This window comes from Vibrio sp. Sgm 5 (assembly GCF_026241575.1).
GTDB lineage: Bacteria > Pseudomonadota > Gammaproteobacteria > Enterobacterales > Vibrionaceae > Vibrio > Vibrio jasicida.
In genome coordinates, this window is sequence record NZ_JAPHPY010000084.1 from 1 (window position 1) to 14,312 (window position 14,312).

The 14,312-nt window shown below is 44.8% G+C and carries 14 protein-coding genes and 1 pseudogene; 9 read left to right on the plus strand and 6 right to left on the minus strand.

The window, feature by feature from the left end:
• Positions 1–75: 75 nt before the first annotated feature.
• The 3 genes and pseudogenes from OQJ86_RS26650 to OQJ86_RS25070 form a co-directional block, all read left to right on the plus strand.
• Positions 76–165: pseudogene (locus tag OQJ86_RS26650) on the plus strand (transcriptional regulator); the annotation flags it as partial.
• A 260-nt stretch (positions 166–425) separates the two neighbouring features.
• A complete protein-coding gene (ygjK, locus tag OQJ86_RS25065; protein ID WP_045423444.1) occupies positions 426–3,116 on the plus strand; it encodes an alpha-glucosidase in 2,691 nt (896 codons plus the stop codon).
• Positions 3,117–3,641: 525 nt separating this feature from the next.
• Complete coding sequence (locus OQJ86_RS25070) at positions 3,642–4,361, plus strand: hypothetical protein (RefSeq protein ID WP_038880269.1); 720 nt, start codon at positions 3,642–3,644, stop codon at positions 4,359–4,361.
• A 37-nt stretch (positions 4,362–4,398) separates the two neighbouring features.
• Here OQJ86_RS25070 and OQJ86_RS25075 read toward each other — a convergent pair whose 3' ends face one another.
• The 3 genes from OQJ86_RS25075 to OQJ86_RS25085 all read right to left on the minus strand — a co-directional run bounded on the left by OQJ86_RS25075 (position 4,399) and on the right by OQJ86_RS25085 (position 5,835).
• Positions 4,399–4,650: a TIGR03643 family protein gene (locus OQJ86_RS25075; protein ID WP_038880272.1), complete on the minus strand. Its 252-nt coding sequence runs from the start codon at positions 4,648–4,650 to the stop codon at positions 4,399–4,401.
• A 129-nt stretch (positions 4,651–4,779) separates the two neighbouring features.
• Positions 4,780–5,199: a VOC family protein gene (locus OQJ86_RS25080; RefSeq protein ID WP_038880275.1), complete on the minus strand. Its 420-nt coding sequence runs from the start codon at positions 5,197–5,199 to the stop codon at positions 4,780–4,782.
• Between the two features lie 39 nt (positions 5,200–5,238).
• Entirely contained in the window at positions 5,239–5,835 is a 597-nt protein-coding gene (locus tag OQJ86_RS25085; protein ID WP_005434851.1) for a LysE/ArgO family amino acid transporter, read from the minus strand.
• A gap of 211 nt (positions 5,836–6,046) precedes the next feature.
• Between OQJ86_RS25085 and OQJ86_RS25090 the strand changes: the two genes are divergently transcribed.
• The 5 genes from OQJ86_RS25090 (at position 6,047) to OQJ86_RS25110 (ending at position 10,169) form a co-directional block, all read left to right on the plus strand.
• The gene (locus tag OQJ86_RS25090; RefSeq protein WP_038880282.1) at positions 6,047–6,508 is read left to right on the plus strand and encodes an ecotin family protein; all 462 of its coding nucleotides are present in this window, start codon (positions 6,047–6,049) and stop codon (positions 6,506–6,508) included.
• Entirely contained in the window at positions 6,505–6,813 is a 309-nt protein-coding gene (locus OQJ86_RS25095) for an MliC family protein (RefSeq protein WP_045406408.1), read from the plus strand. Before OQJ86_RS25090 ends, OQJ86_RS25095 begins: the two co-directional genes overlap by 4 nt.
• A 586-nt stretch (positions 6,814–7,399) precedes the next feature.
• Complete coding sequence (locus OQJ86_RS25100; protein ID WP_038869686.1) at positions 7,400–7,804, plus strand: hypothetical protein; 405 nt, start codon at positions 7,400–7,402, stop codon at positions 7,802–7,804.
• Between the two features lie 14 nt (positions 7,805–7,818).
• Positions 7,819–9,381 carry an NAD(P)-binding protein gene (locus tag OQJ86_RS25105; protein ID WP_039974342.1) on the plus strand — a complete coding sequence of 521 codons (1,563 nt, stop codon included), beginning with the start codon at positions 7,819–7,821 and terminating at the stop codon, positions 9,379–9,381.
• Complete coding sequence (locus OQJ86_RS25110) at positions 9,378–10,169, plus strand: hypothetical protein (RefSeq protein ID WP_042601124.1); 792 nt, start codon at positions 9,378–9,380, stop codon at positions 10,167–10,169. Before OQJ86_RS25105 ends, OQJ86_RS25110 begins: the two co-directional genes overlap by 4 nt.
• Before the next feature lie 340 nt (positions 10,170–10,509).
• On the opposite strand, the gene OQJ86_RS25115 is transcribed toward OQJ86_RS25110, so the two are convergent.
• Entirely contained in the window at positions 10,510–11,001 is a 492-nt protein-coding gene (locus OQJ86_RS25115) for a VOC family protein (RefSeq protein WP_042601126.1), read from the minus strand.
• Positions 11,002–11,363: 362 nt separating this feature from the next.
• Between OQJ86_RS25115 and OQJ86_RS25120 the strand changes: the two genes are divergently transcribed.
• On the plus strand, positions 11,364–11,810 hold the full coding sequence (locus OQJ86_RS25120) for a hypothetical protein (protein ID WP_033005077.1): 447 nt from the start codon (positions 11,364–11,366) through the stop codon (positions 11,808–11,810).
• A gap of 35 nt (positions 11,811–11,845) precedes the next feature.
• Here OQJ86_RS25120 and OQJ86_RS25125 read toward each other — a convergent pair whose 3' ends face one another.
• Positions 11,846–12,784, minus strand: coding sequence for a LysR family transcriptional regulator (locus tag OQJ86_RS25125; RefSeq protein WP_042601129.1), 939 nt, complete (start codon positions 12,782–12,784; stop codon positions 11,846–11,848).
• Positions 12,785–12,879: 95 nt separating this feature from the next.
• Positions 12,880–14,130, minus strand: a complete 1,251-nt coding sequence (locus tag OQJ86_RS25130) for a hypothetical protein (RefSeq protein ID WP_265991886.1) — start codon at positions 14,128–14,130, stop codon at positions 12,880–12,882.
• Between the last annotated feature and the right edge of the window lie 182 nt (positions 14,131–14,312).

Here is a 14,312-nt window from a genome sequence, read left to right on the forward strand (position 1 = left end):
CTACGACGATTGATGGGTGTAGCCGATCAGATCGTAGCTTCTAGATTTAGTTCCATCGATTTAAGCAACAAAGCCACGCCGGGTAATCAGATATTCCTTTCGGATACGATTCCGAATATTGACGGTGAATTATTAAAAGCCATCTCGATGGCGAATGAAAAATAGTGACTATTTAATCACAAAATAAAGAATTTATATTAAGTGGGTGTGTTTGATAATGAATACATCAAAGCCCCACTATTATCCAAAATTAATGACCTGTTATTTAAATAGGTCAAACGAAGAAGAGACAAATTAACCGATCTCTTCTCACATCCAAAAGTGAAATAAATAAGGCTGAGTCTTCATCATCGAAAATCGGCAGGGCACGTCTCGACCTTTTTTCTCCTGATCAGGACCAAAAGCCAATAAATGAGGGATATAACATGCACTTTAAGACTTCTTTATGTGCGATTGCTGTCGGGGTTGCTCTAACACTTAGTGGATGCAACAGTAGTGATAATGACTCGAATGTGGATGCGCCACTGAAAGCGGCTGAATTCCATAACACGATCGATCGTGCGGGTGTGCCAGTGGCACTGCGTGATCTTCATGGTGGTCACCTTCGCTACATTCCTATGTTCGATAACGGCTCGTGGCATGGTCACACACTAGACACTAAAGGTGGTGAAATCACTTTAGGTGGTACAGCGTTACTAACGGAAGAATACGTGTCATTCATGGCTGCACGTTTTGACCGTTTGGCACTAACGGTTGATGGTCAACCTATGCCACTCAAATTGACAGAAGCTTACTCACAACCTGGCGCATTGATTCAAAAATACACGGGAGATAACGGCATCGAAGCGGAGCTCGAAATGCGCTTTGTGACAGACCGTACTTCTCTTGTTAAAACCACCATCAAGAACCCGAACAAGCTGGCTATTCAAGGCGAATGGGACGGCGAGTTGATGCAAGATTACCGCGCTGACGATGGTGAACTATACAAAAACAGCGATAGCACAGTGCGTAGTGTTGAAGATGCATACCCTACTTACTCACGTGAAATCGCCGCTACAGAAAACGGCGTAGAAGTGTCTTTTGGTGCGGTTCGTGACTCTTGGTCGTTATTAACTTCGGGCGATTCTAAGTTCGAAGTGACGCGTTCTATCAAACCAGAAACGTCTACCATCGATGATGACAAGAAAGGCTTCGTCCAAACGGCAGAGCTAGGTGATGGCGAAGAAATCACGCTCTACACGGCGTACTCGCACGTTCAAAACACTGAAGAACAAACGTCTGAATTTGCAAAATTGGATGACGTAATGGCCGATCCAAAAGGCTACATGCACGATTCAGCAATGCGTTGGGAAGAGTATCTAGCAAACGGCCTTACGAACGATGCTGCTTCAAAAGAGCATGAATTCGTTGCAGTAAAAGCGATGGAAACACTAAACGCAAACTGGCGTGGTGCAGCGGGTGCGATTGATCATGATACTGTTACGCCTTCGGTTACGGCGCCTTACTTCTCGGGCAACATGACATGGCCGTGGGATACGTGGAAACAAGCTTATGCGATGTCTCACTTCAACCCAGATGTGGCGATGGAAAACATTCGTACTGTATTCCAATACCAAGTGCAGTCTGACGATCCGGTTCGCCCTTGGGACGAAGGTTACTTGCTTGATGTAGTTACCTACAACTTGCCGGCAGAACGTTGGGAAGGCATGTCTGCGGAATACAAAAAAGTGTTCCCTCAAGCGACGGATGGTCTGAACTGGAATGAGCGTAATACCAAGCCATCACTTGCTGCTTGGGCGGTATGGGAAGTGTATACCGCACTGAAAGATGAGCATAACCGTCCAGAAGAAGCGCAAAAATGGTTAGAAGAAATGTATCCGAAGCTGGTTGCGTTCCACGACTGGTGGTTACGTGCTCGTGATACGAATAAGAACGGTATCCCAGAATACGGTGCAGCGAAAGATCCAATCCACACGGTTTTCGAAGGTGACGTGAATGACGGTTCTTGGGGACCAGATGCGTCTGTCGATGACATGAAGTTCCAATACAAAGACGAAGCGAATGGCGACAAGTGGATCAAAGAAACGGGCATCGAGAAATACAACGAATTGTTGACTTCTGGTGACTACACGGCAATGAGCATCCCTGCAAAAGTCGCAGCGGGTTGGGAGTCAGGTCGTGACAACGCAGGCGTGTTTGGCTTCATTGATACGATTGACAATCTACAAGGTATGGCTGAGCAACCAACGCAAGAAGAAGCGGAAGTGATTGACCAAATGGGGCGATACGCTCATAACACCAACGGCTTCGACAACACCTACGACATGATGATGGGTGAAGACGGTTCTGTCGTGACTTACCGTAATGATTCGGTTGAGAACATGGACAAACTGGCTCAAGCGAAGAAAGACTGGGAAGTGAAGTTCAACGAGAACACCGACGACTCAAACAACTTGTCTGGTTACTCACTCATGCAAGAGTCGGTAGACCAAGCGTCGTACTGGTATTCAGACAACCTGTACCTATCGCAAATTGCCGATGTATTGGGTAAAGCTGACAAAGCGGCAGAGTTCGCAGCGAAAGCCGCTGATACCAAAGAGTACATCAACCGTTGTATGTACGACGACACAACTGGCTTCTATTACGATATTGAAGTGGTACCAAATGGCCTTAGCAATCAGTGTGCAGGTCCAATGTTGGTGAAGCGCGGTATGGGTCCGGAAGGTTGGTCTCCACTATTTAACAACGCAGCAACGCAAGAACACGCAGATAAAGTGGTGAAAAACATGCTTGATACCAGCAAGTTTAACTCACCGAAGATCCCACTTGGCACGGCGTCGATGGACAACCCTGCTTACGGACCAGACATTTACTGGCGTGGCCGTGTATGGCTGGATCAGTTCTACTTCGGCGTTCGTGGCATGGACAACTACGGTTACGGTGTAGAAGCGCGTCAAATGGTTGATAAGCTGTTCCAAAATGCACAAGGTCTAACGGAAACGACGCCAATTCAGGAAAACTACAATCCTGAAACGGGTGCAGTGCAGGGCGCAAACAACTTCTCTTGGAGTGCTGCGCACCTTTACATGCTGTACAACGGCTTTGTGGGCAAGTAACACCTGTTGGTGAGTCACTAACACGGTCAAATATTAAGCGTTGCAGATGACCCCCCTAGCATCTGCAATCGCTTAATCTTCTTCAAATTAGGCTCAATAATATCAAGCCGGGTAGTGAAAACTGTCCGGTTTTTATAGAGTTATCACACTACTTTTCTGTAATTTCCTAAAATTTGTATGCAGGGAAAAATGCGCGACAACGCTGATTTTCCTTATAAAACAATCATTAATAACACCGCATTTCGTTCTGTCTATTTTCAATACATAACATTTATAAAATGATCATTTAACTGTTTTGTAACAAAATATATGCTTCATAAATCAATGAGGTCGTTAAATATTCATACGAAAGCATTAAGAGTTGTCCTAACCTCGCCGCTGGCCAGCCGCTCCGAGCCGAAATCATTCCCAAACTCTACTCTTCCGCTTGAAGCCACCTCATTCCAAGGAGCGTATTGATAAATACCTCACTTTCTTAGTAGTCAGCATGACGTGTTGCGATGCAGCACCATCAAGGAAGGTGACATGAACTGTTTACAGACCAGCCTTTATAACTTGCTAGAAGACAATAACTTTGTACCCTCTAAAGAGTACAAAGCCTCGATTGCAAGCTACCTACATTCCGATTCCTCACTCACACCTCAAGCGATGGGAGCACTCACTGGAGAGATATTTCAGAGCAAGCAAACTATGGCGTATTACTTGTTACACAATGCCATTAATGAAGAAGAGGGTGCAGAGCGACTCAAAATGATCGCCACTCGTTACGCGCAAGGGGAAATGAAGCAGCAAATCATGCATCACTGCCAAAACGACAGAAATCACTCGGCCATGTACGCCAGCTTGATCCCTCTAACGGGCTACCAAACTGAGGTGTATCAGGAAGATAAGTCGAGCGATTTCAGCAATGTCAGCCACTTTTACGACGACATTAAAATCCACCTTTTCCGAGCTCACTCTGTCGAACTTCGTTCTTGGTGTTTATTGGTTTCTCAACTGAGTTTTATCGACCAATCGGATATCCCGTATCTGAAAGAGATGCGACCGACCATTCAGCAGATTTTAGATGATGAGGTGAGGCAGGTTTCCTACACGGCGCAACACGTCAGCCAGTGGTTGGAAGAAGATCCGTCACTGTGCCAAGCCTTCACGCAATGCATGAGCCACACCTACCGAGAAACGTGGGATTACCTTGCCTCTATGGCGGAGTTCATGAGAGACAGTGCGCCTTACTTTATGGTTTAAGCGCATAGCGTTTGCAATTTAAGGCTCTATGAAGGGCTCAACGTTGTTTGTACTGCGTTGGGCAATAGCCTCTGTTCACGTCTGGTGAGCGCAGTTTTAAGTGTTTGGTGTTGCGTCCAGATACACGTTGTCGCCAAAGCTTGAAACTGCGGGGTTTGAGGTGGCGACGCATCAGGCTGATAACACCATTTTCGCTCAAGCCGAATTGATGCTCAATCGCTTCAAACGGGGTTCGGTCTTCCCATGCCATTTCTATGATTCTGGATAGTGCGTCGTCGTTGGGGGTCATGGTGTGTTCCTAATCAGGGTTGCCTATTTAAGCTTAGGAACACACATACGTAATCAACGGCGAAACGGTTTAATAGAAAGCCGCATTTAACCGATAAAATGAGGAAATAAAGTTAGGAATAGCAACAAGTTATTCCTGTGGTTTAAGCTCGACCACATTGCCTTCTGGATCTTCTAAATACACAGAGCGACCAAAGCCCTGTGCGCCATATCGTTCGGCAAACTCTTCAACGTGGACATTATGTTGGTGAAGATATTTAAGCAACTCAGACTCTTCAAAAGGTGCAATTTGCAGGCAGAAATGGTCAAGGTTGCGGCCATCTTGGCTTGGCGATTTGCCGCCTAACTTTCCGAGCTCACTTTCAACCGTCACCAAATCAATGATGGCTGCGCCAGCACGTAACTGCGTCAGCCCTAAGTCTGGCAACTCCCGCTCGATAGGACATCCCAATAGATCTCGATAGAAACGGAGCATCGCATCGAGATTATCTGTTCTCAATACCACGTGATCGAGGGCTTTGATTTCAATGGGGTTGCGTTGGTTTGCCATGACGTGTTCCTTTTTCGAGCATTGAGAAAAGTATACGCACTAAACCAGCAAGCTGATCGCCAGAGCCAGCATGACAAAGCCAATAATGAACTCAAGAACCTGCCAAGAGCGAGCATGCTTAAAGATGGGGATCAATAACTTAGCGCCATAGCCAAGGCTGAAAAAGAACACGAAGGAAGCCGATACCGCACCCACTGCAAACTGCCATTTGTGTGGTTCGTATTGAGTAGAAATTGATCCTAACAGCACGACGGTATCAAGGTAAACATGCGGGTTTAACCAAGTGAATGCCAAGCAGATCAGAGCCGTTTGCCATGCACTTTTGGAGGCATCACCTTCAGGATTCATCACGTGCTTTTGCGTCAATGCCGAGCGTAAACTGCTGAGACCATACCAAGTTAGGAAGGCAGCACCAGCATATCGTGCGATGGTTTCAATCAACGGAAACTGCTTCACTAAGTAGCCAAAACCCGCCACACCAAGGGAAATCAAGATCGCATCTGACAGTGCACAAATAAAGCACACCAGAAAGACATGATGCTGTTTGATGCCTTGTTTCAGCACAAAGGCGTTTTGCGCTCCGATAGCAAGAATCAGTGATATGCCAAGCGTAAAGCCAGCAAGGTAGGTGGTCATTCTCTCTTCCTTGAACATCGACCAAATAAGGCTTCAAACCATAACTTTGTTGAAAATAGTCTGCAAGGGTTGCGGAGAAGCCTTGCTAGAATTACCTGATAAGATATTGACGTCGTAATTGTGAGAGTAGACCTCAATTTAAACCGTACTTTCACAATAAGTTGGCGTTCCCCATTACAATATGCCCATCCATATGAAAAAGGAAAAAACGATGAAAGCAGTTTGGTTGGCCGCAGGTGCATTGGCACTGAGCGGATGTTCGACAATGAACTCAGCAAATGACGTATCTCGCCCATCGGCAGAGATGTTCCCAGAGATGGAGAACATGACGAAGCACGTTTTCTATGTAGACCCAGCAAGCAACGAAGCAGATAAGCGCGTTGAGCTTGTGGTTGGCAAAATGATGGAAACAGACTGTAACCGCGTTTCTCTGGGCGGCAGTGTGAGCGAGCATTCGTTAGAAGGTTGGGGTTACACTTACTACCAAGTTGACGCTTCTCCAGCAGGCGGCATCTCAACATTAATGGCTTGTCCTGAAGACATGGAGAAGGTAGAGACTTTCGTTCAAATGCCAACACGCGACCTTTACCGTTACAACAGCAAGCTTCCTGTTGTGGTTTACGCGCCAGCGGATTTGGACGTGAACATTCGCGTTTGGGCACCTGAAGAATGATCGCTAAGCAGGCAAAAATCGCACTGACATTAGGTGGTTTGCTTGCGCTTGGTGGCTGTGCCTCGACCACGCCTGAGTATCAATACCAGTGTGACGACGGCCATCAGTTCGCTGCTAGCTTTGCTCAGGAAAAAGCGCTGATCACCGTTGATGCCGGGAGAGAGATTGAACTCAAACAAGTTCGCTCAGCCTCTGGCGCAAAATATATGTCTGATGACCAAATGCTAGTTTTGCACACCAAAGGTGACGAAGCGATTTTGATCGTCAACGAGATATCCCAAAGTGCATGTCGCGTGACGAAGTAATCGTGAAATTCAAAAGGCTTGGTTGATACCAAGCCTTTTTTTTCACGCTTTGTATGGTGGTCATATGTTTTCTGTGGCAATACGGTTGCAGCTTCCCTTTCTGGGTCAATCCACATCGAACAAATCCGCCTCTAGCACCCTCTTTTCTTCTTCGTAAAAACTACTTCGAAAGTTTAGGTCAAGTTACCTTATCGTAAGTTTAGGTGAGAGATTGTCTTATTTTATAAAATTTTAATATTCAATGTGTTACTAAGTAAACTCATCGAACAACTATTTGTTGCATTTATCATTTAAAGGTTATGTAATTAATCAGGTTTATTTTTATTTTTGTCCAACCTTCGAAAACCTTTCCAATATCTGGCTTTCTATATTTGTTGTCTTAGCTTCTAAAATTCTCTGCTTAGTATTCATTTTGTTTATTCAAGGTGCTGATAATTATTAAGTTTATTTTTTATTTAGCATTTTTGGACTATGGCGTATTTCTTACAAAATTAAAATCCTTAAGCCAATGGTCGTAAGTGCGGAGTTGATATACATTCTCGTTTGGGAACATTCCCGCTATAAATATAAAAATGGAGAAATTATAATGAAAAACGTTCTTGGCTTCGTGACCCTTCTTGCTGCTTCTTTTGTTCACGCTGAAGACGCGATTACTTTCCCAACCGAGCAAGCTGCTGGAGGAAATGACGCGATTGTCTTTCCTACTGTGCAGAATCCCATTGTGTTGGTTGGTGGGTACGAAGTAGAAAATGGTGTTTTGCGTTCTCGCACTTACGACTGTGGGATTAATATCAGTGACTTAAACCTCTCAGCCCAGCTTGTGTGGGAAGGTGCGACACCTAAAGTGATGATTGTGGGTGACGATCTGATTATGTGTCGTTCACTGGCGAATAGTCCATTTGAGCTCGACATCAGTACAGTGTTGAATCAACTTCCGAACCACGATCTATATCGATTAGAGATCGCGAATCATGTCAACTTTCATCGATAGTTCGAGGAGAGAACATGACTTTTTACTCTTCGAATAAAAGGGGGGAGAAGGCCTGTGCTTGCACGGGCTCTTCACGTCCCAAAGTGGCGATTTTCGGTGCTGGAATTTCTGGCTTAACTGTGGCTCATAACTGCATAAAACGAGGTTTTGAGGTTTCTGTTTACGACAAGGAGCTATACACCGGAGGAAAGTGTATCGGAACGGTAGATGAAGGGGGGAGGGTTCATGAACTTACTCATCGGCAGTTCTTCGCAAAAAACCACAACCTCATTAATTTTCTTAAAGAAATTCCTTCAGGGGCTGGCTCTTGTTTAGACTCGCTTTACCCTCAGAATATCGTGCAATTTTCTTGGGCACAAAGTAGCAAAACCATACAGTTTCAGCGTGGTTATTTTACGCGTTTAGAAAAACTGTGGGATGACGCAAAGTCCGCCTATTCAATGCATTATGCTCAAGTTCCTCTAACGGATACGTTTTGGTTTAAGCAACGATTGCAGCAAACGTATTCTACAGAGGAATTACTCGGTGTTTCCGTTAGAGATTTCTTCTGCTACGACTCAAGGCCACACCTTGCCGCTTTCCTTCGTTCAGTCTTGCTAGGTTGGATTGGAGCGACTGATGATACGCCAGCATTGGCGATTTTGGATTTACTCAACAATAAAGAAGGCGAGTTGCATACTTTGGCACCAGACGCCTACAGCTTGGGAATGCGCAAACCCATTAGTGACGCGCTTATTAACCCGTTGACTCACCATCTCCAAAAGCAGGGTGTTCAGTTTCACTTAGGCTACAAAGCGAAGGCCATCTATCCCAACAAAGCACGGACTCGAGTGGATGGTGTGCGACTACACAATGACTGTACCGTTCTCGCCGATTATTATGTCTTTGCGCTTCCGGCCCATGTTACTCACTCTTTACTTTCAGAAACCAGTTCAGCATTAAGTTATGATTACGTCTTGAGCCACGGTTTTCAGTTTTATTTTTCTCGAATCCCTGCTGAACTCAAAAATAGAACGGTTGGCTTAGTCCTCGATTCTCCCTGGGGATTGAGCTATCACGTGACCACCAGAAACACATCTCGAGGTGAGGTGGCGTGCTTATCGGTAACCGCGACTAAGCTTGATGATGCACTTGGGCTTTTGTATCAAAAGCCAATGCTGTCTTGTACTGAAGAGCAAGTAAAAGATGAATTATTGTTTCAGCTTTTTGGGCAACTGGACCTACTCGAACATTCGGCTTACAAAGGATTTAGAGTTGGCCTTGGGGCAAAAATAGTCACACCTCAAGAGCTAGACACTTTGTACTCAGAGTACTTTCATGGTGATGTTTTTATCAATGAGCGTGGGCAGCCTCGACAGTGGGTTTTGCAACACGCCCTCACTCAACCTACCACTCAGAATACGCTCACAACAACAGTGAAAAACTTTTCTAACGTCTTTTTAAGCGGTGAGTATTTATCTGATCCCCGCCAAACTTGGCGAGTACCGGTTACGTTGGAGCGATGTATAGAAACCGCTAATTTATGCTCGGCGGATTTAGCCGAGTATGCAGACTCTGAACATGAGATGTGCCAATGAAGTCCCGAATTTATTCACCCTTGTCATCGGGGCTTTTTCTGTTGCTGTGTTTGGTGTACAGCAGTGGTTTTTATCTACTAGTGCAAAGTTCGATTTGGCTCGCGTTAGCATTGACAGTGCTGTTACCTGTGGTGTTCTGGCCGTTAACGCAACCGGTCGAAAATTCAGGAGAGATAAAGCGAATCCTCTGTTTGGAAACTGGTTTTAACGTGTTGTGTTTTTTAGCGGTGAGTAAATGGGTCAGCATCGAACATGTCGATAAGGGTTTGGTCGTATTTTTCGTTCTCCAGTCCGCGGGATTTTTATTGGTGCAGTTGAAAAAGCGGGCTTATTTGTCGATGTTTATTTCGATGGTACTGGCTGCGGCGATCGCCTACTGGGTACATTCAGGGATGCAAACCACACTGCAAGGAGAGGGGAGGATCGTCTTATTTGGAGAGCCTGTTCCTTGGCAATTAAAAGTGATTTACGGTTTGTGGCTGGCGCAATTACTGCTTGTCGAATATCGATCTGTGTTGCCAAAACTGACGTTGGCTATCTGCCACATTGCGTCTTTTGTTATTGCGATTGGTGCGGAGGATTTCTTCCACGCCCGCATCGTGACAGCCAGTCACCTTCTTTTTCTCAGTCTGTGTTTCAACTTAAAGAGTTTAGATTGGGGCGGAAGTGAATTCGCAATATCGAATCGATTGAGCCGTTTCATTCAATTGCCAATCGTTAGAGAGCCATTTTCTGAGTTTTTACTTGGCGTTGTTGCTATCACTTATCTTGGGATTTTTCTAATGTAGTGCACTTGGGGTTATGTGTTTCTCACTAGCAACCCCCTCCAACTCCCCCTTGTATTGACATGGTTTGCTCAGCATTTGCATTTCTTGTCCAAGGGGGAGGGCTGTCCTTTGGTGCATTATCCTATTTCGTTCCAAGCTTTTGGTGTGATTTCGACGAGCATAGGCTACATCAAGAATCTCGTTTTAACAGGCTCCGACAGTTCCTCCCCTTTGCTCTCGATGTATTTTGATCGCCGAAGCTGAGACCAAGGGGAGGTTAGGTGGGGTTGTTTCATCAAAACTAACCAAAACAAAAAAGGGTTGGCACTAGGCCAACCCTTTCTGATTCTTAAGCATTCAATTATTCGTAATCAGACGCGTAAGTTTCTTCGTAAGTGTGTGAGTAAAGCTCGAATAGGTTACCAAACGGGTCTTCCATGTAGATCATTTGAGCTTGTTTGTTGTCGTCTTCTGGGTGGTAGCGCATGATGTCCATGCGAGCTTTACCGCCAAACTCCTCAATACGTTTGATAGTTTGCGGGAACTGCTCTTTCGCTACTTGTAGACAGAAGTGGAAGATGCCTAGGCGAGAGAAGTCGACTTCGTGACGCTCTTGACGCTCTTTCATTTCAAACAACTCAACACCGATGCCGTCAGATGTCACTAGGTGAGCGATGTTGAAGCCTTTGAAGCCTTCACCGAATACGGCGATACACATACGACCGATTGCTGATTCGCGCTCTTCGATAACTTTTGTGTTGTTCATTACGATGCGAAGACCAAGCGCTTTAGTGTAGAACTCTACTGCTTTGTCCATATCGCCAACCATGATGCCTACGTGATTCATTTTCATAATTCTGCTCCAAAAACTGTGATGTTTAATTCGTGTTTCGTTTCGATGGAGGTGAGTATATGGAGAAATTTTGATTACATGAAATTATCAATAATTTTTAAGATAATAAATTTTTGTTATTAAATGGCAAAGAGAAGGTCAAGCAAGCGTATCCTGCATGCTTATCAAATAGTTATCTTATAAATTTCTTTGTGTTTTGAGTTGTTTTATATCGATCGTGAATGGTTTGGTGAGGTAAACTTCTGGCCGAAGTTGCTGCTAGTTATCTGTTTTTATTGATATTAACTAGTTGTGTTTGAACGTTGGTAGTTAGGGTTTTAGGCGAGCCTTTAATCTGAGCTCACATAAAAAGGAATAATAATTTGTACATTTGGAAAACATCAAAGCTGTCTGAGGAACTAAAAGACAACAAAGTGCCAGACAGTGATTGGATTAAATACGCTTTAATATTCTTAATCTTTTATACGGTGACACCGTACTTGATGTTCTTGGCGCCGTATGTAAGCAATGAAGTTATGATAACCGAGGCTATTGGTATCTTAGTCGTGTCCATTTTGGGTGTAGTTGTCACGTATAGAACGAACAATAGAGATGGTAAAACCTACATTCTTCGCTCTATCGCTTTATCTATCCCTTTGTCGTTTAGATTTGTCGCTTTATCTGTGCTTGTTGGGATGGCTATCGTCTCTTTCGACTTTGGCGCTCAACATTACTTTATTGTTGAATTACTTTCGACATTCTCTGTTATCGCTTTGCAAGCACTTTACTTTTGGCGTTTGAATGTTCATTTAAAGTACATCAACTCATAGCCTTGTACTTTCTACTTTGGTTACAGGCTTTGTGATTAGGCATAAGACTGACTGACGATGAGCTCTCTTAACCATTTATGGCTTGGGTCATTGTCGAGTTGCTTGTTCCAAAGTAGAAAGAATCCACCTGGTTCCATTTTTATTGGGAGCGGTTTGATCACAATGTCTGATTTACCTTCGAACTCGCGGATGCTTTTGTAAGGATAAGTCAGTATCAAGTCGCTCTTCTCACACAGTTTCACTGCGCTGGAAATGTCAGACATGTTGACGGCATTGTCGATGCGCAGGCGTTGCGTGTCGAGCACCTCATGTAATAGCCAGCTAGACACACCGCCAGTGATGACTTGGATATGGCGGTACTTCAGGAATGCGTCGAGATTCCATTCTTCCTCTAATGCTGGGTGTCCTTTTCTCAAGATACACGCCGAGGTGTCACGCATCAGTTCCGCATAATTTAGAGTGTCGGGGATGGTATCGACATGGGTTTTAGAACGATCATCAAACTCAAAGATACCCACACCGAAGTCAATCTCTCTTCTTTGTAATCGAGTAATGCTGCTGTTACTCCAATCTGCACTTCTGATGGTTATCTTTGGCGCACTAGACAACGCTTGAGGCAGAAAACGTGGGTAAATGGTAGAGTAGGCGGTTTCAATAAGATCGATACTGAAAACACGAGTCGATCGTTCTGGGTCAAACTCTTCTGGTTCACGAAGCTGATCAATTTGCATCAGAATTTGTTGCAGTTTGCTCTCCAATGCCAACGCTTTCGGGGTCGGCAATAAACCTTTGGATTCTCGCTCGAATAAGGGGTCATCAAACTCTTGGCGTAATTTAGTAAGCTGTTTACTGACGGCCGATTGAGATAAGAACAGTTTCTCTGCGGTTCTGCTCACGCTGCGTTCTTGCAGTAAGACGTACAGACAAATCAGCAGGTTCATATCATTTTTGATTAAGTGGGATAAATTTATCATGATATTCCTATCATTCAACTTACAAATTGAAGGGTATGAATAGAAACTATATCACTTAATTGAATTGAGCCAGAAATAGTGACTCGTTGCTCCACTTAAACAATCAAACTGTTGAGGTATTGACTAAGCTCTTTCCTAATCTCTAGCTCTGCTTCTGATAGGTATTTGGGTCTATGTGCACTAACCTCGGCAATGTTTTGTTCGCGAACTTGATGGGTATCGCCGATGGCGTCAAATACGCTGCGCAGCAAGTTCATTGAGTGCGACATCAAGGCTTCGCTTTCTTGTTGTGAGAGTAAAGGCTCCGCGTCAAAACCAAGCGCGTAGAGAATGTCGTTAAAGTGCATCGCATAACCTGAGCCAGAGACATCAAATGTGGTGCTTTTGATGCCATTTGGGCTTCTCTCCCACAGATACGGAGGATGCTTGAGTGTGCCAAAGCCAATTGCGATGACGTGGTCTGGATAGTGCAGTTCCAACCTTCTGTCCCAGATATCCCCCGCCTTTCCTGCATCAATCACTACTTCAGTATTGCCCTCGGTCGATGTGAGTTCGCCTTCGACATAGAGATGAGTTTCAGCGCCTTGTGTGTACTCTAATTGCGATTCGTTAATACGTTCGGCACGGACTTGTTTAAGTTCAATCTGTGAGTCTTCTATGCCGAATTTATGCAGGTAGCGAACTAACCCAGCAAGCGCATGAATGCCCATATCAAAGCCATAACCTCCGCCGCCGCTGGTGGCTAAGTTAAGTAGCTTTCTTGCGTTTAGTAACGCAATTCGGTTTTCAAAACGGAAGTCTTGGATAGCTTTATGACTGTCGATGGGGTTGTCGGTAGCAATCGCGATGATCTTGTGCGGGGCAGAATCAGGTAGTGTGATGGGTAAGCCAGTGAAGAGTGCTTCCAACGAAGGAGAAACCAAAGCGGTGTCAATAAAGTAAAACTGTGCTCCGCGACGTTTAAGCTCAGGGCTGACTTGGTTGAATCCTTTGTCGATATCGGCCAAGGAGAAGGACGGTTTCTCAACCACAAACAACAGGTTTTGAATGTCGAGTGCATTACTCACTTGTTCAATAATGGCGAGGTGCGTACCAACCGGTGTTAAAACGAAGACCGCAGCAACATCAGTGTGTGAGTAAGCCTGTAAAAACGCATCAAGATCGGCGTAGCGAGCGGAGTAAGGGAATTGAAACTGCGATACACAGGACTTGGGATGTTGAACTGCAGGGTCGATGGCGACGACATCGAAGCGAGAGCTTAAGATGTGCAGAAGGTTCTTATACAAACCCACCACAGACGATTTAGCGTTCCCCAATCCACCAAATACCAATACGACCTTGTTCATCACTTCCCCTTATCCCAATTGCACTCACCAACAGGCTAGCAAAAATACGCTCAGGAATAATGGGATAAACCCGGAATTTTAAGTTCTGTATTCGGTGAGTCATACAAAAAATGTATGGTCCGCCCCGTTATTGCAACTACAATTTAGTAATAACGGAGTTGGTTTGCGCTAATGTATTCGGA